Genomic DNA, 22,827 nt, shown 5'->3' on the forward strand with positions numbered 1-22,827 from the left:
TCATCCTCGATCCGGCCGGGCGCCGGGCGGAGGCGGCGCGAGCCTGAGCGTGACGACGTAGGAGACCACGACCGAGACGATCACGAGCGGCATGACGGTGAGGCCCTCGGCCCCCAGCAGCAGTGTCGCCAGCAGCACCGAGGTCATCGGGAGCTTCAGCATCGCCACGCACATGGCACCGATGCCCATCGCGAAGCCCGACGTGAGGTTCAGGCCCGGCAGATGGGACAGCGCGACACCGCCCGCCGCTCCCACGAACATCGCCGGGAAGACCGGGCCTCCCCGGAAGCTGCTCAGGGACGCGCAGTACGCCACCGCCTTGCAGACGACAAGCGCCACGAGCGCGCCCACCGAGTATCCGGCGCTCTGCGCCAGCAGCGGATCGAGGGCGTTCTCCCCGGAGTACAGCACCCCGGACGCGTCCCGGCCGGTGCTCTCCGCGTACACGAGAGCCGCCGCGCCGACGACCAGGCCCATGACGACGGTGGCCGTCACGGTCCGCCCCTCCACCCGTTCCTGGAGGCACAGCGCGAGCCGCTGGATGCCCGTGCCGGCGAAGGCCGCGGCCAGGCCCACGACGAGCGCCCAGCCGAATTGCGCGACGTCGGGCACCGTGGCGGCGGGCACATGGTGAAGCGCCAGGGAGTACGTCCCGAGCCCGGTCCACGAGCCGAGCCCGGTGAAGACGAGCGCGCCGACGCCGGACGCCAGCAGACCTGGCACCAGGACCATTCCGAGCATCATCCCGGCCAGCCCCGAGGTCTCCATCAGGAGAAAGGCACCCAGGAGCGGCGACCCCAGCAGCGCGCTGATCGCGGCGAAGCTTCCCGCGGCTCCCATCACGGCACTTGCGCCGGGCTCGATGCCGGGCCTGACCAGGCGCGCCGCGGACACGGCCAGGCCGCCGCCGAGCGCGATGAGCGGCGCCTCGGGACCGAGCACCGCCCCCAGGCCCAGCGAGGCGAGCGCCGCCAGCACGATGCCGGGCAGTTCCACCGCTGACGGCGCCCCCGTGCTCACCATCCCGTCGGCGGGCCGGTGACCGCCCTTGCCCGGCAGGTGGCGGACGGTCAGCCCGACCAGCAGGCCCGCGACGGCCAGCAGCGGCAGCGGCCACCAGGACGGCGTACCGGCGAAACCGAGCGCCCGGGGCAGGTCGTGGTAGGTGAGCGACTGGAGTTCGTGGACGAGCGCGAGGAAGCCGAACGCCACTGCCGAGACCGGCACTCCGAGCGCCGCCGCCATCACCAGGAGCACGGCGTATCCGCGGGTGCGGATCAGTGCGCCGGGGTTCACTGCCGCCGGGGGAGTCGCGGCGGGCTCGGTCGACATGATCGTTGTCTCCTCGGCGTCGCAACCGTCCGGAACACGCTGTCCCGCAAGCGTCCACAAGGAGATAGCACAATGTGCGCATTCGGCCGTGATGTACCCGCTGTACGGGTGCGGTGATCTCCGTACTGCCATTCCTCCGGACCAGCGCGCGGGCGGCGCCGGCGGGAAGCTCAGATGTCCCGGACCGCGGGAAGCCGGCCCGCCCGCACCGCGTCGACGAGCGCCCGGTGGTCCCGCTCGTTGCAGTCGGCGTACTGCTCGGCGAAGTACGTCAGTGCCCGGTCGAACGAGTGGCCGCGCCCCAGGTAGGCCGCGATGGCGATCCGGTCGCCGGACCGGGCGTGCGCGCGGGCCAGCGCGGTGCCGCACGCCTCGCCGAAGACCCGCATGCCGGACGGCACCATGTCCTCCGGCTCCATGCTGCCCTTCCAGTCGCGCAACTGGCGTACGTAGAAGTCGCGGCGCCTGCCGTCGATCCCCTCCACCCGTTCCCAGCCGAGGAAGATGTCGCCCGCCGCCTGCATCAGCCGCTGCCCCGCGACCACGCGCTCGCCCTGGTTCCGGTACGGGCCGGGGCCGGCATGCGGCGCGAGCACCGAGTGGTCGGCCTCCTTGGCCTGGAGCAGGAGCGGATCCTCGCCGTCCCTGCCGAGCATCAGGATGATCCAGCAACGCGTACCGACACTGCCGACGCCGACCACTTTGCGGGCCATGTCCACGAGCCGGAAGTCGGCGAGCAGGGTCCGCCGGTCCGACGGCAGGCTGCGGCCGTAGCGGCCGATCAGTTCGCGGAACTGCTCCTGCGTCGCGTCGCGCTCGCCGCGCGGGAGCAGATCGGCGACCGGTACGAGCAGCGGCGGGTCCGCCGCGATGCGCGGCTGTCCGTCCACCGTCTCGGTGAGCCTGTCGAAGGCCTGCAGGTTGCCGCGGGTACGGGCCTTCGCCGCGGCCCGGGCCAGCTTCTTGCGGCCGCGCTTCGCCAACTGCCGGGAGGCCAGCGCTTCGAGACGGCCGATGTCGGTCCGCGAGTACCACACATCGAGATTGCGCATGCCGGCGAACCGGATCATCGACTCCCGGTACGACCTCACCGTGGTCAGCACGATGTCCGCGCGCTCCTGATCGGTGAAGCCGTTCGCCCGGCCCGCGACGACGAAGCTGGCAGTCAGGCGCTTGACGTCCCACTCCCAGGGCCCCGGCGACGTCTCGTCGAAGTCGTTGATGTCGAACAGCAGACTCCGTTCCGGCGAGGCGAACAGCCCGAAGTTCAGCAGATGGGCGTCCCCGCACAGTTGGGTCCTGATCCCGGAATCCCCGGAGGTGGCCAGGTCGGAGGCCATGATCGCGGCGGCGCCCCGGTAGAAGCGGAACGGCGACTCGGCCATCCGGCCGTAGCGGATCGGTACGAGCTCGGGCACCCGGGCCGCGGACTGGGCTTCGAGGACGGCCAGCGGGTCGGGCCGGTCGGCCGCCGGTTCGAACTCGGCGTGACTCGACCGTGGGGTCGCCCGCCGGGCCGCCCTGCCGCGAGCCGCCCGCTGCTCCGGCGTCGCGTCCGGTGCCGTCCTGAGCATCGAGGTCGCGTCCTGCGGCATCCGGGCCTCCTGACTGCTCCACGGGCGTGCGCCACCGCTCCACGGGCGTGCGCCATTCGCGACGGCGTCCCCGGCCCGGGGCGCCGCACCGGTCGGCGCGTGCGTGCCCCGAATCCGATCATCGCGGCTCGGCCCGGTTCCGGCATCATCTGGACGCCGCAGTCACGCCCCGCGCCCGGACCGCTACGTCCGGACCGCCCGGGCCCGGCGTCCGGGCAGGCGAGCACCGGGCGCCGGGCGGATAGTGGAGGCCGGAGCGGTCCGTCCGGAACGGATGGTCACGGACCCCGGGAGTGGATGCTCATGGACCGATACCCGCCCATTGCCGAACACGGGCTGGTCGGCGACCTGCAGACCGCCGCACTGGTCTCCTCGCAGGGAGTCGTCGACTGGTTCGCCGCGCCGAGGTTCGATTCCCCCAGCGTCTTCGCCGCACTGCTCGACCACGATCACGGCGGCTTCTTCCGGCTGGCGCCCGATGACCCCCGAAGCTCCTGCCGACAGCTCTACTACCCGGACAGCGCGGTCCTGGTCACCCGATTCATGGCGCCGGACGGCGTCGGTGAGGTGCTCGACTGGATGCCGCCCGGACGTACCGGGACGCCCACCGACCGGCACACCCTGGTGCGGGCCGTGCGCGCGGTGCGCGGGACCGTGCGCTTCGCCATGGAGTGCCGGCCCCGGTTCGACTACGGCCGGGCCGCACACGGACTCGAACTGCGCCCCGGAGGAGCCGTGTTCCGGGCACCGGGGATCGCGGCCCACCTCCAGACCGGATTCCCCGTGGCACGCGACGGCCGGGACGCCGTGGGCGAAGTGGTGCTGAACGTCGGCGAATCGGCCTTCGCGGTCTTCACCGTCTGCGCGGCGGACGGGCCCGCGCCGCCCGAACCGACCGTCGACGCCGTCACGGAACAGCTCTGGGAGACCGTCGACTTCTGGCAGCGGTGGGTGCGCGGCTCCCGCTACCGGGGGCGCTGGTCCGACATGGTCAACCGCTCCGCCATCACGCTCAAACTGCTCACCTACGCCCCTTCCGGCGCACCCGTCGCGGCGGCGACCATGGGACTGCCCGAGCAGGTCGGCGGCGAACGCAACTGGGACTACCGCTACACCTGGGTCAGGGACGGCTCGCTGTCGGTCCGGGCCCTGCTCGACCTCGGCTTCGTGGACGAGGCGATCGCGTTCACCCACTGGCTCGGCGGCCGGCTCCGGCAGGACGACGGCGGGGAGGAACCCCTGCGGATCATGTACCGCGTCGACGGCGAACCCTTGCTGACGGAGGAGACGCTGGCCCACTTCGAGGGCTACCGGGGCTCGTACCCGGTACGGCTCGGCAACGCGGCCGCCGACCAGTTGCAGCTCGACATCTACGGCGAGGTCCTCTACGCACTGTCCGAAGGCCGCAAGGTGGACCTTCAGGCGGGCTACCGGGGCTGGCAGGCCGTGGCCCGGACCCTCGACTGGCTCGTGGACCGCTGGGACCGGCCCGACGAGGGCATCTGGGAGACCCGCGGCGGACGGCAGGACTTCACCTACAGCCGGGTGATGTGCTGGGCGGCATTCGACCGCGGTCTGCGCCTGGCGTCCGAACTCAGCCGGCCCGCCGACACCGCCCGGTGGACCGGGGCCAGGGACACCATTCTCGAACAGGTCATGGAACGCGGCTGGAGCGAGTCCGGGCAGGCCTTCGTCCAGTACTACGGCAGCGGAGTGCTGGACGCCTCGCTGCTGCTGATGCCCAGGGTGGGGTTCCTCGCCCCGAAGGACCCGGGCTGGCTCGCCACGCTCGATGCCATGGACCGCACACTCGTCTCCGACAGCCTCGTCTACCGTTACGACCCCGCGGCTTCCCCGGACGGACTGCGGGGCTCCGAGGGCACGTTCAGCCTCTGCACGTTCCTGTACGTCGACGCCCTGGCCCGCGCGGGCCGGCTGCGCAAGGCCCGTTACACCTTCGAGAAGATGCTCACGTACGCCAACCATGTCGGCCTGTTCGCCGAGGAGATCGGCCCCAGCGGCGAGCAGCTCGGCAACTTCCCGCAGGCGTTCACCCACCTCTCGCTCATCACGGCGGCCCGGACCCTGGACGAGGCGCTGGACGCGGCACGCGCCCGGGAACGCGCCTGACAGGACTCAGCGAGACGGAGGCCCGAGGAGGACTGAGGTGTCGCCCGGCCGGGCGTCCGGGGTGTGCGTGCGGGTGACCGGGGCGAGCAGTCCGTCGGCGCGCACGACGAACAGCATGTCGTGCCCGGCCGGGACCGCGCCGTCGGGCCGCCGCGTCAGCACCCGGGCCCCGGCCGCGTACCGGCGGGCCAGCTCCGGCCCGGTCAGGCCGGTACGGAAGAGGGGCTCGCCCCCGGTGTACGGCGCCACCACACCCTGGCTGTCGGTGCCCGGAGCGAGCCGGTGGACCGGGCCCTCGACGCTCTCCCGCAGGGTCATCGCGGCCAGTGCGTTGAAGTCGTCCTCCTCGGTGAGCAGCAGCACACCGGTGATGCCTTCCAGCTCCGCCCCGGCACCGGAGGCCGCCGCGAGCAGCTCGCCCGGCGCCAGCGGCAGCCCGGCCTCCTCGATCCGGGCCCGCTGGTGCTCGGCACCCGCCCACATCAGCACGTCCAGTCCCGCCGAGTTCAGCGCGCGCGCCAGATCGACCGCCCAGGGCGCGCCGCCGACCAGCAGCGGCCGGGACCGGGACGGGCGCAGCACTCCCAGCCACCGGGCGACCGGGAACGCCGTCAGGCCGTACAGCGTGACGGTGGCGACGATCACCACGAAGGTCGCGGGAAGGATCCGCTCCGCGCCGTCCACGCCCCGAGCCACCAGAGTCGCCGAGAACGTGGAGGCGGTCGCCGCGGCGACGATGCCACGCGGGGCCATCCACCCGATGAACCACCGTTCCCCGCCCCGGACATCGGTGCCGGCCGTCGACACCAGGGCCACGAGCGGGCGCACCACCAGCACCAGGAGGGCGACCAGCGCAAGCGAGGGCAGCACCACGTGGCGCAGCGAGGCCGGGGTGACCGTGGCCGAGATGGAGATGAACAACAGGCCGATGATCAGCGAGACCAGGGTGTCGAGGAACGGCCGGCGAGCCGGAATGTCCAGCCCCCGAAGGTTCGCCATCGCCATTCCCATCACGACCGCGGAGATGAGCCCGGTGTCCTCGCGGAGCGCGTCACAGGCGGCGGCGATCCCGATCACCGCGGCGATCTGCGCCGACGTGGCCAGTTCCTCGTTCAGCCGGCCACGGCGCAGCAGCAGCCACAGCACACCGGCCCCGACCACGCCGCCCACCGCGCCCACCGCGACGCTGGCCGAGAACTGCTCCAACTGACTGCCGAAGCCCTTGCGTTCACCGGCGACGACGCCGTGGAAGACGAGTGCCCCCAGGATGCCGCCGACCGGATCGATCAGGGAGCCCTCCCAGACGAGGATGCGCTGGAGCCGCTCGGAGGGCCGTACGAAGTTGAGCAGTGGCCCGACGACCGTAGGGCCGGACACGACGAGGATCGCGCCCAGCATCACGGCCGCACCCTTGGACATGCTCAGCACCGGCACCGCGAACAGCGCGGCGGACAGCCAGGTGATGAGCGCCCCCAGCCAGAGCAGCCTGACCACGATGCGGCGCGTATGGCCCCGCAACCGGCTGATCTCCAGTCCGAGCCCGGCCTCGTAGAGGATCACCGCCACCGCGAGCGAGACCAGCGGTGAGAAGGCCGCACCGAGCAGCCTCTCGGGATCGACGTCGTCCGTCAGCGCTCCGGCGGTGAAGCCGACCGGCAGCAGGACCAGCAGCGCGGGAATCCGCAGCCGGTTCGCCAGGAGCTGGGAGCCGACCGCGAGCACCACGATGAGCCCCACGCCCACCATTGCTTGATCAGCCGTCATGTCCGTGCCTCCTCGGATGCCATGTGATCCGCCGCCCTGGTGAACAGGGTCAGCCTCCGGTGGCGAAGCCGGGGAAGAGGGTCATCCCGCCGTCGACGTAGAGGGTGGTGCCCACGACGTAATCCATCAGGTCGGACGCCAGCAGGGTCACCGCGGTGGCGATGTCCACCGGATCGCCCACCCGGCGGTAGGGGATCAGCCGGAGGAGTTCGGCCTCGGCCTCGGGGGTGTCCCAGGCGCTGGTGTTGATGGGGGTGCGGATGGCACCGGGGGCCACGGCGTTGACCCGGATGCCTCGCGGTGCGCATTCCTGGGCCAGGGTCTGCATCAGCATGAGGACGCCGCCCTTGGACGCGGCGTAGTTCACATGCCCCGACCACGGAATGATCTGGTGGACCGAGCTCATGCAGATGATTTTCCCGGCGGCGCGGGACACCTCGGGAACCACGCCCCGGCGGTCGAACTCCTTGACCGCCTCCCGGGCGCACAGGAACTGTCCGGTGAGATTGACGTCCAGCACCTTGTCCCACTGTTCCAGGGTCATCTCCGTGACGGCGGCGTCCCGCTGGAGGCCGGCGTTGGCGACCAGGACGTCGAGCGTGCCGAACTCCTCGACCACGCGGGCGAACATGGCGACGACCTGCTCCTCCCGGGAGACGTCCGCCTCATGGGCGTACGCCCGCACGCCGAAGGCCTCGATCTCCCGCACCACCTCCTCGGCCGCCTCACGGCCCGCGACGTAGTTGACGACGACATCGGCACCTGCCCGCCCCAGCTCCACCGCGGTCGCCCTGCCGATGCCGGAGCTCGCACCCGTCACCAGAGCCTTCTGGCCCCGCAGCAGGGGCAACGGAATCCGCTGCCGGGCCGCGTCCGCCGTTGAAGGTGAAGGTGAAGTCATCGTCGTCTCCCGTCGTCCCGCGCGTGGCGGCATCCGGACCACGCAGGCATCCGGACCGGCCTGCGCAGACCGCCCGCGCGCGACAACCATCCGTGGCAACCGGGCACGGGCGGGGCACGGCTCGCACCACTCGGCCGTCGGAGTGACCCGCTGTCCCTCCGACGGCGCAACCGGGGCCGCGTCCACCCACTGCCACGACCGAGATGCGCACCGGCCCGCCCACTGCTCCAATGACGGAGGCACAGGCCCTGGGCGACCCGGGGCAGTCGAGATTCTTAGGAGCCGGTGTGAGCAGCGAGACCGACGAGACGGGGCCGATCGACTACCTGGTGATCGAGTTCCCGGGAAGCCGGATGACGGGCGAGGGACTGCCCCTGCTGGTCGACCTGGTCGACCGGGGAGTCATCCGGATCCTGGATCTGGTCTTCGTCAGGAAGAGCGAGGACGGAACGGTCGCGGGCGTCGAGCTCTCCGAGCTGACCGCCAACGGCCACCAGGACCTCACCGTTTTCGAAGGGGTGTCCTCCGGCCTGCTCGACCGGGACGACATCGACGAGGTGAGCGCGGTGCTCGAACCCGGCAGCTCCGCCGGGATCGTCATCTACGAGAACGTGTGGGCCGGACCGCTCGCGGCCGCGCTGCGCCGCTCGGGGGGACGCCTCGTCGCCAACGGGCGCATCCCGGTCCAGGAGATCCTGGCATCGCTCGACGCGGCCGAGGCCGGCGTCTGAGCCGTTCAGCATCCGCAGCGCAGACCGGTCCTCGATGCGTGGGCCGCGCCCTGCACCAGCCAGTCAATAAGGAGATGCACCATGCCAGGCCTTCTTCGTGGCGTCGCCCGTACAGCGGTGATCGCCGGAACCGCCACCTCGGTCTCCAACCGGGTCTCCCGGCGGCAGGCGGGCCGCTGGGCACAGCAGGACGCCCAACAGGCGCAGGCCCGGTCCGCTCCCGCGGCGCCCCCGTCCCTCACGGCGGAGGACGAGATGAGCAACAAGATCGCCCAGCTGAAGGACCTGGGCGACCTCAAGAGCCAGGGAGTGCTGAGCGAGAGCGAGTTCGAGACCCAGAAGGCCAGAATCCTCGGATCCTGACGGGCCCGGCCGTGCGACCGGGACCGCGTCGGCGCGGATCACTTCCGCTTGTCGTCCCAGGGCGTGCCCAGCCAGCCGTCGAAGGTACGGATCAGCGCGCTCAGCGCGGCCGCGAGCCGCCAGTCGACCCACGGCGCGTGGACATGGATCTCGTCGTCGTCCGAGAAGAACTCCAGCGGAACCTCCCGGCCTGCCCGCCAGATGATGCGCCGCGGCCCGCGAGCCACATCGCCCCCGCCGCTCAGGAGGCTGCCCACGCCGATCGCCACCTGGACCGGGAACAGCAGCCACCACACGTACCACCAGAAGATCCGGCCCTTGAGGCCGACCGCCTCCGGGCAGCCGGTCTGGGCGACCGTCCAGCGGGTCCGCAGCCCCCTGCCGTGGAGGGCCTTCTCCCGGACGAGCGTGCCGATCGGCTCGCCCTGCGCGCCCAGCACCCGGTAGGTGGCCACGCCGTCGGCCACGGACGCGGTGACCAGGGTGGCCAGCCGGGCCCGGCGCTCGGCGTCGGCCCACAGGACGAAGGAACGCGCACCCGACTTGCGGGCCGCGAGGTACGCGGGTATCCCACCCTCCGGCAGTTCGCGCTCCACATGGGCGACCACCCGGGAAGCGCCGCCGGGCGCATCGGCGAACTCGACGACATGGCCGACGGGCGATGACGCGGCCGGCTTCAGGGTCAGCACGCTGCTCACCAGTGAACTCCTCCGTTGTGCGCTGCTCGGACGTCGCACAGTAGACGGGCGTCCTGAGAAGATCGAACCGTGGAATCCGCCGAGCCCCTCCCCGAGCTGTTCCCCGGAACCGGCACCGAGCCCTCGCCCGGGGACGACCCGGCCGGCCGCACCGCCCGCCGAAAGGTGGTGCGCTGCCGGGTGTGCGGCCGCCCGCTCACCGGCGCGGCCTCACGCCGCACCGGCCTCGGACCCGCCTGCGACGCCAAGCTGCATCCGGCGCCCCCGGACATCCGCACCCGCCGCCACGAGGTCGAGCAGGACCCGCTGCCCGGCATCTGATCCGGACGGTGGCCCTACTCACCGAGACGGCGGAACAGCCCCTCCTGCACCACGGACACCAGCAGGTTGCCGTCCCGGTCGTAGATCCGGCCCCGCGCCAGCCCCCGGCCGCCCGTCGCGACCGGAGACTCCTGGTCGTAGAGGAACCACTCGTCCGCGCGGAAGGGGCGGTGGAACCACATGGCATGGTCCAGCGAGGCCATGTCGAAGCCGCGCGGCCCCCACAGCGGCTCCACCGGGATACGGACCGCGTCCAGGAGTGTCATGTCGCTGGCGTACGTCAGCGCACACGTGTGCACCAGCGGGTCGTCGCCCAGCGGGCCGACCGCGCGCATCCACACCGCGCTGCGCGGGTCCGCGCCCTCGACCTCCTCCTTAGTCCAGCGCAGCCGGTCGGCGTACCGGATGTCGAAGGGCTGCCGCCGAGCCATCCGCTCCAGCGCCTCCGGCAGCACCCCCAGGTGCTCACGGACCTCCTCGGCGACGGTCGGCAGCTCCTCGGGATCCGGGACCTCGCGGGCGGGCGGCAGCTGGTGCTCGAAGCCCGCCTCCTCCGGCCGGTGGAAGGACGCCGTCAGATTGAAGATCGTCCGGCCCTGCTGGACGGCGGTGACCCGTCGGGTCGTGAACGACCGGCCGTCCCGGACGCGCTCCACCTCGTACACGATCGGCACACCCGGACGCCCCGGACGCAGGAAGTACGCGTGCAGCGAGTGGACCGGCCGGTCGCCGTCGGTGGTCCGGCCAGCCGCGACCAGTGCCTGCCCGGCGACCTGCCCGCCGAAGACCCGTTGCAGGGACTCCTGCGGGCTGCGCCCACGGAATATGTTGACCTCGATCCGCTCCAGGTCGAGCAGATCGACCAGGCGCTCGGCGGGATTCGTCATGCGGTTCGTCTCCACTCTCGCAGCGGCGCCGCGCCCGCGGCGTACGTCCTCACAGCTGACCGACGGAGGTCACGCGGACGACGGCCCGGCCCTCCTCGTCGGAGGCGGCCAGATCGATCTCCGCGCTGATGCCCCAGTCGTGGTCGCCGTTGGGATCGGCGAAGGTCTGCCGGACCCGCCACAGCCCGTGCGCAGCGTCCTCGTCGATCTTCAGCAGCTTCGGACCTCGGGCGTCCGGGCCGGTGCCCAGGTCGTCGTACTCGTCCCAGTAGGCGTCCATCGCGTCGCCCCACTTGTCCTCGTCCCAGCCCGCGTCGCCGTCCAGCGCGCCGAGCTCGCCCACCTTGTCCAGCGCGGCCAGTTCCACCCGGCGGAACATCGCGTTGCGCACCAGCACCCGGAAGGCGCGGGCGTTGGCCGTGACCGGCTTCACCTCGTCGGCCCGCTCCTGCGCCTCCTCGGCGGTCTCCACCTCCGGGTTGGCCAGCTGCTCCCACTCGTCGAGCAGACTGGAGTCCACCTGCCGGACCATCTCGCCCAGCCAGGCGATCAGATCCTCCAGGTCCTCGGACTTCAGGTCGTCCGGGATGGTGTGCTCCAGCGCCTTGTACGCACTGGCCAGATAACGCAGCACGATGCCCTCGGTGCGGGCCAGCTCGTAGTTGGAGGTGAACTCCGTGAACGTCATGGCACGTTCGTACATGTCGCGGATCACGGACTTCGGCGAGACCGGGTGGTCGCCCACCCACGGGTGGCTCCTGCGGTACACGTCGTACGCGTGCCACAGCAGCTCGCTCAGCGGCTTCGGGTACGTGACCTCCTGGAGCAGCTCCATCCGCTCCTCGTACTCGACGCCGTCCGCCTTCATCTGCCCGACCGCTTCGCCGCGCGCCTTGTTCTGCTGCGCGGCGAGGATCTGCCGCGGGTCGTCGAGCGTCGACTCGACGACGGAGACCATGTCCAGCGCGTACGAGGGGGAGTCCGGGTCCAGCAGGTCGAACGCGGCCAGCGCGAAGGTGGACAGCGGCTGGTTGAGCGCGAAGTCCTGCTGGAGATCGACGGTGAGCCGGACGATCCGGCCCTCCGCGTCCGGCTCGTCGAGCTGCTCCACGACGCCACCGTCCAGCAGCGAGCGGTAGATCGCGATGGCCCGGCGGATGTGCCGCAGCTGAGCGCGGCGCGGCTCGTGGTTGTCCTCCAGCAGGTGCCGCATCGCCTCGAAGGCGTTGCCGGGGCGGGCGATCACGGACAGCAGCATGGTGTGCGTGACCCGGAAGCGGGAGGTCAGCGGCTCCGGATCGGACTGGATCAGCTTGTCGAAGGTGGTCTCCGACCAGGCGACGAAGCCCTCGGGGGCCTTCTTGCGGACCACCTTGCGCTTCTTCTTCGGGTCGTCGCCCGCCTTCTTGACGGCCTTCTCGTTCTCGATGACGTGCTCGGGCGCCTGCGCCACAACGAAGCCCGCGGTGTCGAAGCCGGCCCGGCCCGCGCGGCCGGCGATCTGGTGGAACTCACGGGCGCGCAGCGTACGCACGCGGGTGCCGTCGTACTTGGTGAGCGCGGTGAACAGCACAGTGCGGATGGGGACGTTGACGCCGACGCCGAGCGTGTCCGTACCGCAGATCACCTTCAGCAGACCGGCCTGGGCGAGCTTCTCCACCAGGCGCCGGTACTTCGGCAGCATGCCTGCGTGGTGCACCCCGATGCCGTGGCGCACATAGCGGGAGAGGTTCTGGCCGAACTTGGTGGTGAAGCGGAAGTTGCCGATCAGATCGGCGATCTTCTCCTTCTCCTCCTTCGTGCACATGTTGATGCTCATCAGCGACTGCGCCCGCTCGACGGCCGCGGCCTGGGTGAAGTGCACGATGTAGACCGGCGACTGCCTGGTGTCCAGGAGCTCGGTGAGGGTCTCGGTGATCGGGGTCAGCCGGTACTCGTAGCTGAGCGGGACCGGCCGGGTCGCCGAGCGCACCACGGATGTGGGGCGGCCGGTGCGGCGGGTCAGGTCCTCCTCGAACATCCGGACGTCGCCGAGCGTGGCCGACATCAGGACGAACTGTGCCTGCGGCAGCTCCAGCAGCGGGATCTGCCAGGCCCAGCCGCGGTCCGGCTCGGCGTAGAAATGGAACTCGTCCATCACGACCTGGCCGATGTCGGCGTACTTGCCGTCACGCAGCGCGATGGAGGCCAGTACCTCGGCCGTGCAGCAGATCACCGGGGCGTCGGCGTTGACCGAGGCGTCGCCGGTGAGCATGCCGACGTTCTCCGTACCGAACAGCTTGCACAGGTCGAAGAACTTCTCCGAGACCAGCGCCTTGATCGGCGCGGTGTAGAAGGTGACCTTGTCCTGGGCCAGCGCGGTGAAGTGCGCGCCCGCCGCGACCAGGCTCTTTCCGGAGCCGGTCGGGGTGGAAAGGATCACGTTCGCGCCGGAGACCACCTCGATCAGCGCCTCCTCCTGGGCCGGATAGAGGGTGATGCCCCGTGTCTCGGTCCATGACGAGAAAGCCTCGAAGAGGGCGTCGGGGTCGTCGGTCGGGGGCAGCTGATCGATAAGGGTCACGCCCCCATCTTGCCTGCCTTCCGCCCGGATGAGGGAACCGGACGACGGTATGAAGATCAGGAGCGATACGCTTCCCACTCAACTCGGCCGTGCCGTAACGGCAATGGCAGCGATACGACTCTGGGGGCGGGAAGAACCATGATGGGACCGGCACACTCTCTGTCAGGTGCGGCGGCCTGGCTGGGGGTGGGCGCGGCGGCGGCGGCCGCCGGCCATGCGATGCCGTGGCCGGTTCTCGTCGTAGGGGCGCTGATCACCGCCGGAGCCGCGCTGGCCCCGGACCTCGACCACAAGTCCGCGACCATCTCGCGCGCCTTCGGGCCGGTGTCCCGGGGGCTCTGCGAGATCGTCGACAAGCTCTCGCACGCCGTCTACAAGGCGACCCGGATGCGCGGCGACTCGACCCGCAACGGCGGTCACCGGACGCTGACCCACACCTGGGTGTGGGCGGTCCTGATCGGTGCCGGAGCCTCCGCAGCGGCGGTCACCGGCGGCCGCTGGGCGGTGCTGGCGATCCTCTTCGTCCACCTGGTGCTCGCGGTCGAAGGGCTGCTGTGGCGGGCCGCCCGGATGTCCAGCGACGTCCTGGTCTGGCTGCTCGGCGCGACCAGCGCCTGGATACTGGCCGGTGTCCTGGACCAGCCGGGCAACGGCTCGGACTGGCTGTTCACCGACCCCGGCCAGGAGTACCTCTGGCTCGGGCTGCCCATCGTGCTCGGCGCCCTCGTCCACGACATCGGCGACGCGCTCACCGTCTCCGGCTGCCCGATCCTGTGGCCCATCCCGATCGGCCGCAAGCGCTGGTACCCGATCGGCCCGCCGAAGGCCATGCGGTTCCGGGCCGGGAGCTGGGTGGAGCTGAAGGTGCTGATGCCGGTGTTCATGGTGCTCGGGGGAGTGGGCGGGGCGGCCGCGCTGAACTTCATCTGACGCGCACCGCCCCGGGCCGGCCGCACCGCCCCGGGGCAGTGTGCTCAGCCGTGCCAGGACCGCCACAGCGCCGCGTACGCGCCGTCCGCCGCCACCAGCTCGTCATGACCGCCCAGCTCACTGATCCGGCCGCGCTCCACCACCGCGATCACATCCGCGTCGTGCGCGGTGTGCAGCCGGTGTGCGATCGCCACGACCGTACGGCCGTCCAGCACCCGGGCCAGTGAGCGCTCCAGGTGACGGGCGGCCCGCGGGTCCAGCAGGGATGTCGCCTCGTCCAGCACCAGCGTGTGCGGATCGGCCAGGACCAGCCGGGCCAGCGCGACCTGCTGGGCCTGCGCCGGAGTCAGCGCCAGACCGCCGGAACCCACCTCGGTGTCCAGCCCCTCCTCCAGCGCCTTCGCCCAGCCGTCCGCGTCGACGGCCGCCAGCGACGCCCACAGCTCGGCGTCCTCGGCGCCCGTCCGGGCCAGCAGCAGGTTGTCGCGCAGCGAACCGACGAACACATGGTGCTCCTGGTTGACCAGCGCCACATGCGTGCGTACGTCCTCCGCCCGCATCCGCGACAACTCGGCGCCGCCGAGCGTCACTTCGCCCTCGCGAGGGGCGTAGATCCCGGCCAGCAGGCGGCCCAGCGTGGACTTGCCGGCGCCGGACGGACCGACCAGCGCCAGGCGCGTACCCGGTGCCACGTCCAGCGACACCCGGTGCAGGACGTCGAGCCCGGCGCGGTACCCGAAGCGCACCTCGTCGGCCCGGACGTCACGGCCGTCCGGCACGACCTCCGCGTCGCCCGCGTCCGGTTCGATGTCCCGCACCCCGACGAGCCGGGCCAGCGACACCTGGGCGACCTGCAACTCGTCGTACCAGCGCAGGATCAGACCGATCGGGTCGACCATCATCTGTGCCAGCAGCGCACCCGTCGTCAGCTGCCCCACGGTCATCCAGCCCTCGATGACGAACCAGCCGCCGAGCATGAGGACCGCGCCCAGAATCGTCACGTAGGTGGCGTTGATGACGGGGAAGAGGACGGAACGCAGGAAGAGCGTGTACCGCTCCCACACCGTCCACTGCCGGATACGGGTGTCCGACAGAGCCACCCGGCGCGCACCCAGCCGGTGCGCCTCCACGGTCCGTCCTGCGTCCACGGTCTCCGCCAGCATCGCGGCGACCGCGGCGTACCCCGCGGCCTCCGAACGGTACGCGGACGGCGCCCGCTTGAAGTACCAGCGGCAGCCGAGGATCAGCACGGGCAGCGCGAGCAGCACCGAGAGCGCCAGCGGCGGAGCCGTCACGGTGAGGGCGGCAAGGAGCAGCCCCGCCCACACCACACCGATCGCCAGCTGCGGCACGGCCTCGCGCATCGCGTTGGCCAGCCGGTCGATGTCCGTGGTGATCCTGGAGAGCAGATCGCCGGTCCCGGCCCGCTCCAGCACCCCCGGCGGCAGTCCCACCGACCGCACGAGGAAGTCCTCGCGAAGATCGGCCAGCATCTCCTCACCGAGCATCGCGCTGCGCAGGCGCATCAGCCGGGTGAACACGGTCTGCACGATCAGCGCGAGCGCGAACACCCCGGCGGTACGCTCCAGATGGAGGTCCCGCACCCCCTCGGAGAGGTCCTCGACCAGCCCGCCCAGCAGATACGGGCCGACGATCGACGCGATCACCGCGATGGCGTTGAACGCGACGAGCACGGTGAACCGCCCTCGATGGCGCCGCAACAGCTCCCGTACATAGCTCCGCACGGTGGCGGGAGTGCCGACCGGCAGGGTCGTCGCCGACTCCGGCGCGGCCGGGTCGTACGCCGGTACTGCGACGCCGATCATGCCCGTTCCTCGATTTCCTCGATCGTTCCGGTCGTGCCCCAGGAGGCCGGGGCACCGATCTCGTCGTCCGTCTCCCGTGTCACGACCGCCCGGTAGCGGGGGTCCGTGTGCAGGAGCTCACGGTGCCCGCCGACCGCGACGACGGTGCCGCGGTGCAGCAGCACCACCCGGTCCGCGAGGTCGAGCAGCAGTGGCGAGGAGGCGAACGCCACGGTGGTGCGGCCCTGGCGCAACCCCTTGATACCGGCGGCGACCCGGGCCTCCGTGTGCGAGTCGACGGCGGAGGTCGGTTCGTCGAGCACCAGCGCCTCCGGGTCGGCCACCAGGGAGCGGGCCAGCGCGAGCCGCTGACGCTGGCCTCCCGAGAGCGACCGGCCGCGTTCGGTGATCCGGGTGGTCATCGGGTCGCCGTCCGTGGCGACGGAGGCCTGCGCCAAGGAGTCCAGCACATCGCCGCACTGCGCGGCCGTCAGCGCCTCCTCGGTACGCACCCGGCCCGACGACGGGACGTCCAGCAGCTCGCGCAGCGTGCCGGAGAGCAGCACCGGGTCCTTGTCCTGGACCAGCACGGCGGTCCGGGCGGACTCCAGCGGGAGTTCGTCCAGCGCCACGCCACCGAGCAGGACGGACGGCGTCGCCCGCGCCGCGGCGTCCCCGCCCGCGGAACCGGGCGCTCCGCCCTCCGCCCCCGCGGTACGCCCGTCCTCGTCCGGGTCCGCGTCTTCCCGGGCGTGCCCGCCGAGCCGCTCGGCCAGTCGGCCCGCCTCGTCCGGATCCCCGCAGACCACCGCCGTGAACAGGCCCGCCGGGGCCATCAGACCGGTGACCGGGTCGTAGAGATCACCGGTCGGCGCGGCGTCGGCGGCCGGTGCGGCACCGACGCTCGACGGCCGGTCCGTGCGGTGCAACGACAGCACCCGGACCGCCCGCTGGGCGGAGGGCCGCGAGAAGGAGTACGCCATCGCGATCTCCTCGAAGTGGCGGAGCGGGAACAGCAGCAGTGTCGCCGCGCTGTAGACCGTGACCAGCTGGCCGACCCCGATCCGGCCGTCCCGGGCCAGCATCGCTCCGTACACGACCAGCGAGATGAGCAGCACGCCCGGCAGCAGAACCTGGATCGCCGAGATCAGCGACCACATCCGCGCGCTGCGCACCGCGGCCTCGCGGACCTCCTGGGAGGCACGCCGATAGCGGCCGAGGAATAGCTCCTCGCCACCGATCCCGCGCAGCACCCGCAGCCCCGCCACGGTGTCCGAGGCCAGTTCCGTGGCCTTTCCCGCCTTCTCGCGCTGGAGGTCCGCACGCCGGGTTGCCCGGGGGAGCAGCGGCAGAACGGCCAGGGCCAGCAGCGGCACGGAGACCGCCACCAGGATGCCCAGCGACGGGAGATACAACAGGAGCCCCACACAGATCAGCACCAGTGCGGCGGCCGCCGCGGCGAACCGTGAGAGCGCCTCGACGAACCAGCCGATCTTCTCGACGTCCCCCGTGGACACCGCGACCACCTCGCCCGCCGCGACCCGGCGCGTCAGCGCCGAACCGAGCTCCGCGGTCTTACGGGCCAGCAGCTGCTGGACCCGGGCGGCAGCGGTGATCCAGTTGGTGACGGCCGTCCGGTGCAGCATGGTGTCGCCCACGGCCATCAGCACGCCGAGGACCGCGATCAGGCCGCCCGACCACGCGAGCCGGCTGCCGGAACGGTCCACGACTGCCTGGACGGCCAGGCCGACGGCGGGAGGCAGGCCGGCTAGGGAACACTGGTGCAGCAGGCCCCAGGACATGGATGCGAGCTGGCCCCTGAGCTGGTTGCGCCCCAGCCAGAGCAGGAAGCGAGGGCCTGAGCGGACATCGGGATCGCCGGGATCCGGGTAGGGAAGATCGCGAATCTGCATGACGTCCCATGGTTCGGTGTGACAGTTCGTTCGGTGTGACGTTTTGTTCGATGCGACGGTTGTTCGATGTCGCCGCTTGTCCGGTGAATGACTCAAACCGTGCAAGGTTCACCCCGGGACGTCGGTCGGGGCAATTGGTTTTCTGTCCGGAAACGGCGCCGGTCGTGCCATGGCCGCGAGACGGGACGGGCGAGCCGGACACGACGCTGCGGGGCCCGGTAAGGCCGGGCCCCGCAGCGTCGTATCGGCCGGGTCAGGCCTTCTCCGGGTTCTCCGAGTCCATGCCGGAGCGGGCCTTCTTCCACTCACCGCGGGTGAAGTCCGGAATCTGCTGCGGCGCGCCCTTCGCCTTGATGGACAGGTGGCTGAGCGGCACGGGCGACGTCCAGGTCGCCGCGTCGTACACATCGAAGTCGGGGACGAGACCGAGCCGCATGCACTGCATCAGCCGGAACACCAGCATGTAGTCCATGCCGCCGTGGCCGCCGGGCGGGTTGGCGTGCTCCTTCCACAGCCAGTGGTCCCACTCCTGGTACTTGGAGAAGTCGCCCCAGCTGTCATTGGTGTGGTCGGGCTCGATGTAGATACGGGCGGGGTAGTCCTCGAAGACACCCTTCGTGCCGCCGAGGCTGTTGATCCGCGAGTACGGATGCGGAGTGGACACGTCGTGCTCCAGCCGGATGACCCGTCCCTTGGCGGTCTGGACGAGACTGATGGTCCGGTCGGACTCGATGTAGGTCTCCTTCCAGCTCGGGTCGCCGGCCGGCATGTTCTTCTCGCGGTACTCGGCGAGCCCGAGGGACGGGGAACCGACACTGGTGATGCTCACCGCACGGTCGCCGCGGTTGATGTCCATGTAATTGGCGACCGGGCCGAACCCGTGGTTGGGGTAGAGGTCGCCACGCAGCCTGGTGTGCCACAGCCTGCGCCAAGGGCCTTCGTAGTAGTCCGGGTCGAACATCAGGCCGCGCAGATCGTGGTTGTAGGCGCCCGCGCCGTGCAGCAGATCCCCGAAGAGACCCGCATGCGCCATGCGCAGCACCCGCATCTCGTTCTGTCCGTAGCAGCAGTTCTCCAGCTGCATGCAGTGGCGCCTGGTGCGCTCGGACAGGTCGACGAGCTCCCAGAGCTGGTCGAGCTGGAGCGCGATCGGACACTCCACACCGACATGCTTGCCGTTCAGCATGGCGGTCTTTGCCATCTGGAAGTGGAAGTCCCAGGGCGTCGCCACATAGACGAAGTCGATGTCCCCCCGCTTGCAGAGGTTCTCGTAGTCGTCCTCACCATTGGTGTAGACGGCGGGTGCCGGCTGTCCCGCGGCGGTCACCTTGGCCGCAGCCTGCTGCGCCTTGGCCTTGACCGGGTCGCAGACGGCGACGACCTGTACGCCGGTGACGGCGAGGAAGAGGTCGATCATGCTGCCACCGCGATTGCCGAGGCCGACTATGCCGACCCGTACGGTGGAGCGCCGGTCGAAGGGGACGCCCACCATGGTCCTGCCCTGGCGCTTCGGAGCGGCCTCCGGGTCCGCGGCGGCCTCCGTGCCCCGGCCGGGGGCGGCGGCCGCGGAGGAGCTGCCGAGGGCGCCGAGTCCGAGCCCGGCGCCGGCCACTCCGGCGGTCGTCCAAAGGACCGAGCGGCGGCTCATGGAACCCTCGTCGCCACCCTGCGTGCCGTCGTGTCGCTGTGCTGCGTCGTTCATCGATCCTCCAGAAAGGGGGTCTGACGTGCGCGGCTGGTGATTGAACCTCGGTAAGGACCTTGGTAGTTGAGTCTGCTGTTGCGCAAGGGGAGCGATTGGACTCCCGTGCCGAAACCATGGACTTTCGTGCCCGCACGAAAAAGCCGGGCGGGCTCGAAATCGTCGAGCCCGCCCGGCGATCCGGGGCGGTCGATGGGGGCCGAACGCCCGGTGATCAGCGCACAACGGCCCCCGGCCGGGTGGCCCGCTCCAACTCCATCAGCACCGAGTAGTACTGCTGCCCCGTGGCCCGGTCCATGCCGATCTCGCACATGCGGTTGGCCGAGAGGTACGCGTCGTACTCGCGCGCCTTCACCTCGGCGGCCTCCTTCGCCGTCGCAGAGGCCGTCAACTCCTTGTGCAGCATGCCCCGGTCGCCCGCGAAGGCGCAGCACCCGGCGTCGTCGGGGATCACGACCTCCTCGGAGCAGGCCTCCGCGACCGTACGCAGCTGCTCCACATCGTCCAGATGCTCCATGGAGCACGTCGGGTGCAGCACCGCCGACCCGGTCTTCCGCAGGACCGTCAGCTCCGGAAGCAGCTCGTCGGCCGCCCAGACCAGGGAGTCGACAACGGTCAGCTCGCGGTGCAGCTCCCGGTTGTCATCGGTGAGATACGGCACCACCTCATGGGCGATGCCCAGGGTGCACGAAGAGGCGTCGACGACCAGCGGCAGCTTCCCGCCGGCCGTCCAGCCCCAGGCCGCCTCCACGATGCGGTTGGCCATCACCGCGTTGCCCTCGTCGTACCCCTTGGAGTGCCAGATGGTCGCGCAGCAGGTACCGGCGACATCGTCCGGGATCCACACCGGCTTTCCGGCGCGGGCGGACACCGCGACGACGGCCTGCGGGAGCGAAGGACCGCGGTGGCCCTCGGGGCCGCCGAAGATACGGTTCACACACGCCGGGTAGTAGACGGCGCTCGCCCCGACCCGGGAGGTCCGGGGCAGCTTCCGGGCGGCGGCGCCGGGGATCTCCGGCAGCCACTCGGGCACCAGATCGGGGCGCACCGCCCTGCGGGCGAGAGCGGTGATGGTCTCCAGCGGTCCGTCACCGAGCCGGTCACCGATCCGGTCGGCCGCCGCCACCGCGAGCCGCGCCGCCGCCTCCACCGCCTTGAAGTTCTTCGCCGTGAGCGCCGCGATCCGCTCCTCGCGCGGCGAATGCCGCCGGTGGCGGAAATCCTTCATCATCGCGCCGGTGTCGATGCCCACCGGGCAGGCGAGCTTGCACGTCGAGTCGCCCGCACAGGTGTCGACGGCGTCGTAGCCGTAGGCGTCGAGCAGCTGCGTCTCCACCGGGGAGCCGTCCGGCTGGCGCAGCATCTCCCGCCGCAGCACGATCCGCTGGCGTGGGGACGTGGTCAGATCGTGGCTGGGGCAGGTGGGTTCGCAGAAGCCGCACTCGATGCAGGGATCGGCGATCGCCTCGACCTCGGGAATGGTCTTCAGCCCGCGCAGATGGGCCTTCGGGTCGCGGTCGAGGACGATCCGGGGCGCCAGGACGCCGTCGGGGTCGATGATCTGCTTGGTGCGCCACATCAGCTCGGTCGCCTTCGGGCCCCACTCCAGCTCCAGGAACGGGGCGATATTGCGACCGGTGGCGTGCTCGGCCTTCAGGGAGCCGTCGAAGCGCTCCACCGTCAGCCGGCAGAAGTCGTCCATGAACGCGGCGTAGCGGTCGACGTCGGACGGCTTCGCCGCGTCGAAGGCGAGCAGGAAGTGGAGGTTGCCGTGTGCCGCGTGGCCCGCCACGGCGGCGTCGAAGCCGTGTTCCGCCTGGAGCGAGAGCAGGGCCTCGCAGGCCTCGGCCAGCCGGGAGGGCGGCACTGCGAAGTCCTCCGTGATCAGCGTCGTACCCGAGGGCCGGGAGCCGCCGACAGCGGTGACGAATGCCTTGCGCGCCTTCCAGTAGCCGGAGATGACCTTGGCGTCGCGGGTGAACGCGTTGGTCACCGAGGCGACGGGCGCGACCAGGTCGAGCCCCTCGACGACGACGGCCGCGGCCCGCTCGTACGCCTCCTGGCCGGGCTCGTCCGGAGCGCGGAACTCCACCAGCAGCGCCGCGGTCTCCTTGGGCAGTTCGGCCCAGTCCGCAGGGACGCCCTTGACGCTCACCGAAGCGCGCAGCGTGTTGCCGTCCATCAGCTCGACTGCGATCGCCCCCGCCTCGTTGAAGCGGGGCACGGCGGCCGCCGCCGCGGTCAGGGAGGGGAAGAACAGCAGGGCGGTGGAGATCCGGCGGTCCAGCGGCAGCGTGTCGAAGACGACCTCGGAGATGAAGCCGAAGGTGCCCTCGGAGCCGACCATCAGACCACGCAGGATCTGGACCGGTGTCGAGCCGTCCAGGAAGGCGTCGAGCCGGTAGCCGTTGGTGTTCTTGATCTCGTACTTGGCCCGGATCCGGGCCGTGAGCTCCGTGTCCGCCTCGATCTCCGCCTTCAGGGCCAGCAGTCCCTCGCACAGCGCCGGTTCGGCGTGGGCGAGGTCCTCGTCCGCGGCCGGGTCGCCCGTGTCGACGACGGTGCCGCTCGGCAGCACGAAGGTGAGGGAGGAGACCGTGCGGTACGAATTACGGGTCGTGCCCGCCGTCATTCCCGAGGCGTTGTTGGCGACCACGCCGCCGATCGTGCAGGCGATCGCGCTGGCCGGGTCGGGGCCCAGCAGCCGGCCGTGCCGGGCGAGGGAGGCGTTGGCCCGCACGACCGTCGTGCCCGGGCGGATGCGGGCCCGCGCTCCGTCGTCCAGCACCTCGATGCCCGCCCAGTGGTGGCGTACGTCGACCAGGATGTCCTCGCCCTGGGCCTGGCCGTTGAGACTGGTGCCGGCGGCCCGGAAGACGACCTCGCGGCCCCTGCCGTGCGCGTACGACAGGATCGCCGAGATGTCGTCGATGTCCTCCGGGACCACCACGACCTGGGGGAGGAAACGGTAAGGACTGGCGTCCGAGGCGTACTTGACCAGGTCGGAGACCTTCCAGAGCACCTTCTCCGGCCCGAGCAGCGCGATCAGCTCGCCGCGCAGCGGCTCCGGCGTGCCCGGAGCCTGCCGGTCGGGGACCCGGTCCACGGACGACGTGCGCACCGCGTCGGGTCGCAGTGCTTCCGGCTTCGGCTCCAGCAGTGGCATGTCGAGGTCTCCTCGGCGGTTCGGTT

At 71.2% G+C, this 22,827-nt stretch carries 16 protein-coding genes; 5 read left to right on the plus strand and 11 right to left on the minus strand.

The annotated features are described in order from the left end of the window. On the minus strand, positions 1–1,332 hold the full coding sequence (locus OHA19_RS35150) for a chloride channel protein (RefSeq protein WP_405709816.1): 1,332 nt from the start codon (positions 1,330–1,332) through the stop codon (positions 1–3). A 170-nt stretch (positions 1,333–1,502) separates the two neighbouring features. After that, complete coding sequence (locus tag OHA19_RS35155) at positions 1,503–2,927, minus strand: DUF2252 domain-containing protein (RefSeq protein ID WP_405709813.1); 1,425 nt, start codon at positions 2,925–2,927, stop codon at positions 1,503–1,505. A 297-nt stretch (positions 2,928–3,224) separates the two neighbouring features. On the opposite strand from OHA19_RS35155, the gene OHA19_RS35160 reads away from it, so the two are divergent. After that, on the plus strand, positions 3,225–5,057 hold the full coding sequence (locus tag OHA19_RS35160) for a glycoside hydrolase family 15 protein (protein ID WP_405709810.1): 1,833 nt from the start codon (positions 3,225–3,227) through the stop codon (positions 5,055–5,057). A gap of 6 nt (positions 5,058–5,063) precedes the next feature. Here OHA19_RS35160 and OHA19_RS35165 read toward each other — a convergent pair whose 3' ends face one another. Together OHA19_RS35165 and OHA19_RS35170 are read right to left on the minus strand one after the other, a co-directional pair. Continuing rightward, a complete protein-coding gene (locus OHA19_RS35165; protein WP_405752830.1) occupies positions 5,064–6,821 on the minus strand; it encodes a cation:proton antiporter in 1,758 nt (585 codons plus the stop codon). Positions 6,822–6,870: 49 nt separating this feature from the next. Next, positions 6,871–7,722: an SDR family oxidoreductase gene (locus tag OHA19_RS35170; protein WP_405709804.1), complete on the minus strand. Its 852-nt coding sequence runs from the start codon at positions 7,720–7,722 to the stop codon at positions 6,871–6,873. A 287-nt stretch (positions 7,723–8,009) separates the two neighbouring features. On the opposite strand from OHA19_RS35170, the gene OHA19_RS35175 reads away from it, so the two are divergent. Beyond that, on the plus strand, positions 8,010–8,453 hold the full coding sequence (locus tag OHA19_RS35175) for a DUF6325 family protein (protein WP_405709802.1): 444 nt from the start codon (positions 8,010–8,012) through the stop codon (positions 8,451–8,453). Positions 8,454–8,534: 81 nt separating this feature from the next. Further along, on the plus strand, positions 8,535–8,816 hold the full coding sequence (locus OHA19_RS35180; protein WP_405709799.1) for an SHOCT domain-containing protein: 282 nt from the start codon (positions 8,535–8,537) through the stop codon (positions 8,814–8,816). A 38-nt stretch (positions 8,817–8,854) separates the two neighbouring features. Here OHA19_RS35180 and OHA19_RS35185 read toward each other — a convergent pair whose 3' ends face one another. After that, complete coding sequence (locus tag OHA19_RS35185) at positions 8,855–9,514, minus strand: hypothetical protein (RefSeq protein ID WP_405709796.1); 660 nt, start codon at positions 9,512–9,514, stop codon at positions 8,855–8,857. A gap of 69 nt (positions 9,515–9,583) precedes the next feature. Between OHA19_RS35185 and OHA19_RS35190 the strand changes: the two genes are divergently transcribed. After that, the gene (locus OHA19_RS35190) at positions 9,584–9,835 is read left to right on the plus strand and encodes a DUF6011 domain-containing protein (RefSeq protein ID WP_405709794.1); all 252 of its coding nucleotides are present in this window, start codon (positions 9,584–9,586) and stop codon (positions 9,833–9,835) included. A gap of 14 nt (positions 9,836–9,849) precedes the next feature. On the opposite strand, the gene OHA19_RS35195 is transcribed toward OHA19_RS35190, so the two are convergent. Both OHA19_RS35195 and OHA19_RS35200 read right to left on the minus strand, forming a co-directional pair. Further along, positions 9,850–10,722 (minus strand): acyl-CoA thioesterase, encoded by an 873-nt coding sequence (locus tag OHA19_RS35195; RefSeq protein WP_405709792.1) that lies wholly within the window; start codon positions 10,720–10,722, stop codon positions 9,850–9,852. A gap of 49 nt (positions 10,723–10,771) precedes the next feature. After that, positions 10,772–13,285, minus strand: coding sequence for a DEAD/DEAH box helicase (locus OHA19_RS35200; RefSeq protein ID WP_405709789.1), 2,514 nt, complete (start codon positions 13,283–13,285; stop codon positions 10,772–10,774). Between the two features lie 138 nt (positions 13,286–13,423). On the opposite strand from OHA19_RS35200, the gene OHA19_RS35205 reads away from it, so the two are divergent. Beyond that, a complete protein-coding gene (locus tag OHA19_RS35205; RefSeq protein ID WP_405709786.1) occupies positions 13,424–14,215 on the plus strand; it encodes a metal-dependent hydrolase in 792 nt (263 codons plus the stop codon). Positions 14,216–14,259: 44 nt separating this feature from the next. On the opposite strand, the gene OHA19_RS35210 is transcribed toward OHA19_RS35205, so the two are convergent. The 4 genes from OHA19_RS35210 to OHA19_RS35225 all read right to left on the minus strand — a co-directional run bounded on the left by OHA19_RS35210 (position 14,260) and on the right by OHA19_RS35225 (position 22,801). Then, complete coding sequence (locus OHA19_RS35210) at positions 14,260–16,041, minus strand: ABC transporter ATP-binding protein (protein WP_405709783.1); 1,782 nt, start codon at positions 16,039–16,041, stop codon at positions 14,260–14,262. Continuing rightward, positions 16,038–17,933 (minus strand): ABC transporter transmembrane domain-containing protein, encoded by a 1,896-nt coding sequence (locus OHA19_RS35215; protein WP_405752833.1) that lies wholly within the window; start codon positions 17,931–17,933, stop codon positions 16,038–16,040. The genes OHA19_RS35210 and OHA19_RS35215 overlap by 4 nt, the downstream gene beginning before the upstream one ends. Before the next feature lie 253 nt (positions 17,934–18,186). Continuing rightward, positions 18,187–19,635: a Gfo/Idh/MocA family protein gene (locus tag OHA19_RS35220; protein WP_405752836.1), complete on the minus strand. Its 1,449-nt coding sequence runs from the start codon at positions 19,633–19,635 to the stop codon at positions 18,187–18,189. A gap of 214 nt (positions 19,636–19,849) precedes the next feature. Continuing rightward, a complete protein-coding gene (locus OHA19_RS35225) occupies positions 19,850–22,801 on the minus strand; it encodes an FAD-binding and (Fe-S)-binding domain-containing protein (protein ID WP_405752838.1) in 2,952 nt (983 codons plus the stop codon). Positions 22,802–22,827 lie beyond the last annotated feature (26 nt).

The organism is Streptomyces sp. NBC_00012, assembly GCF_045040875.1.
GTDB lineage: Bacteria > Actinomycetota > Actinomycetes > Streptomycetales > Streptomycetaceae > Streptomyces.

Bases quoted from the DNA above. Each gene is read 5' to 3' on its own strand.
- OHA19_RS35150 (WP_405709816.1), bottom strand. From the start codon at position 1,332: ATGTCGACCGAGCCCGCCGCGACTCCCCCGGCGGCAGTGAACCCCGGC.
- OHA19_RS35155 (WP_405709813.1), bottom strand. From the start codon at position 2,927: ATGCCGCAGGACGCGACCTCGATGCTCAGGACGGCACCGGACGCGACG.
- OHA19_RS35160 (WP_405709810.1), top strand. From the start codon at position 3,225: ATGCTCATGGACCGATACCCGCCCATTGCCGAACACGGGCTGGTCGGC.
- OHA19_RS35165 (WP_405752830.1), bottom strand. From the start codon at position 6,821: ATGACGGCTGATCAAGCAATGGTGGGCGTGGGGCTCATCGTGGTGCTC.
- OHA19_RS35170 (WP_405709804.1), bottom strand. From the start codon at position 7,722: ATGACTTCACCTTCACCTTCAACGGCGGACGCGGCCCGGCAGCGGATT.
- OHA19_RS35180 (WP_405709799.1), top strand. From the start codon at position 8,535: ATGCCAGGCCTTCTTCGTGGCGTCGCCCGTACAGCGGTGATCGCCGGA.
- OHA19_RS35195 (WP_405709792.1), bottom strand. From the start codon at position 10,722: ATGACGAATCCCGCCGAGCGCCTGGTCGATCTGCTCGACCTGGAGCGG.
- OHA19_RS35205 (WP_405709786.1), top strand. From the start codon at position 13,424: ATGATGGGACCGGCACACTCTCTGTCAGGTGCGGCGGCCTGGCTGGGG.
- OHA19_RS35210 (WP_405709783.1), bottom strand. From the start codon at position 16,041: ATGATCGGCGTCGCAGTACCGGCGTACGACCCGGCCGCGCCGGAGTCG.
- OHA19_RS35215 (WP_405752833.1), bottom strand. From the start codon at position 17,933: ATGCAGATTCGCGATCTTCCCTACCCGGATCCCGGCGATCCCGATGTC.
- OHA19_RS35220 (WP_405752836.1), bottom strand. From the start codon at position 19,635: ATGAACGACGCAGCACAGCGACACGACGGCACGCAGGGTGGCGACGAG.
- OHA19_RS35225 (WP_405752838.1), bottom strand. From the start codon at position 22,801: ATGCCACTGCTGGAGCCGAAGCCGGAAGCACTGCGACCCGACGCGGTG.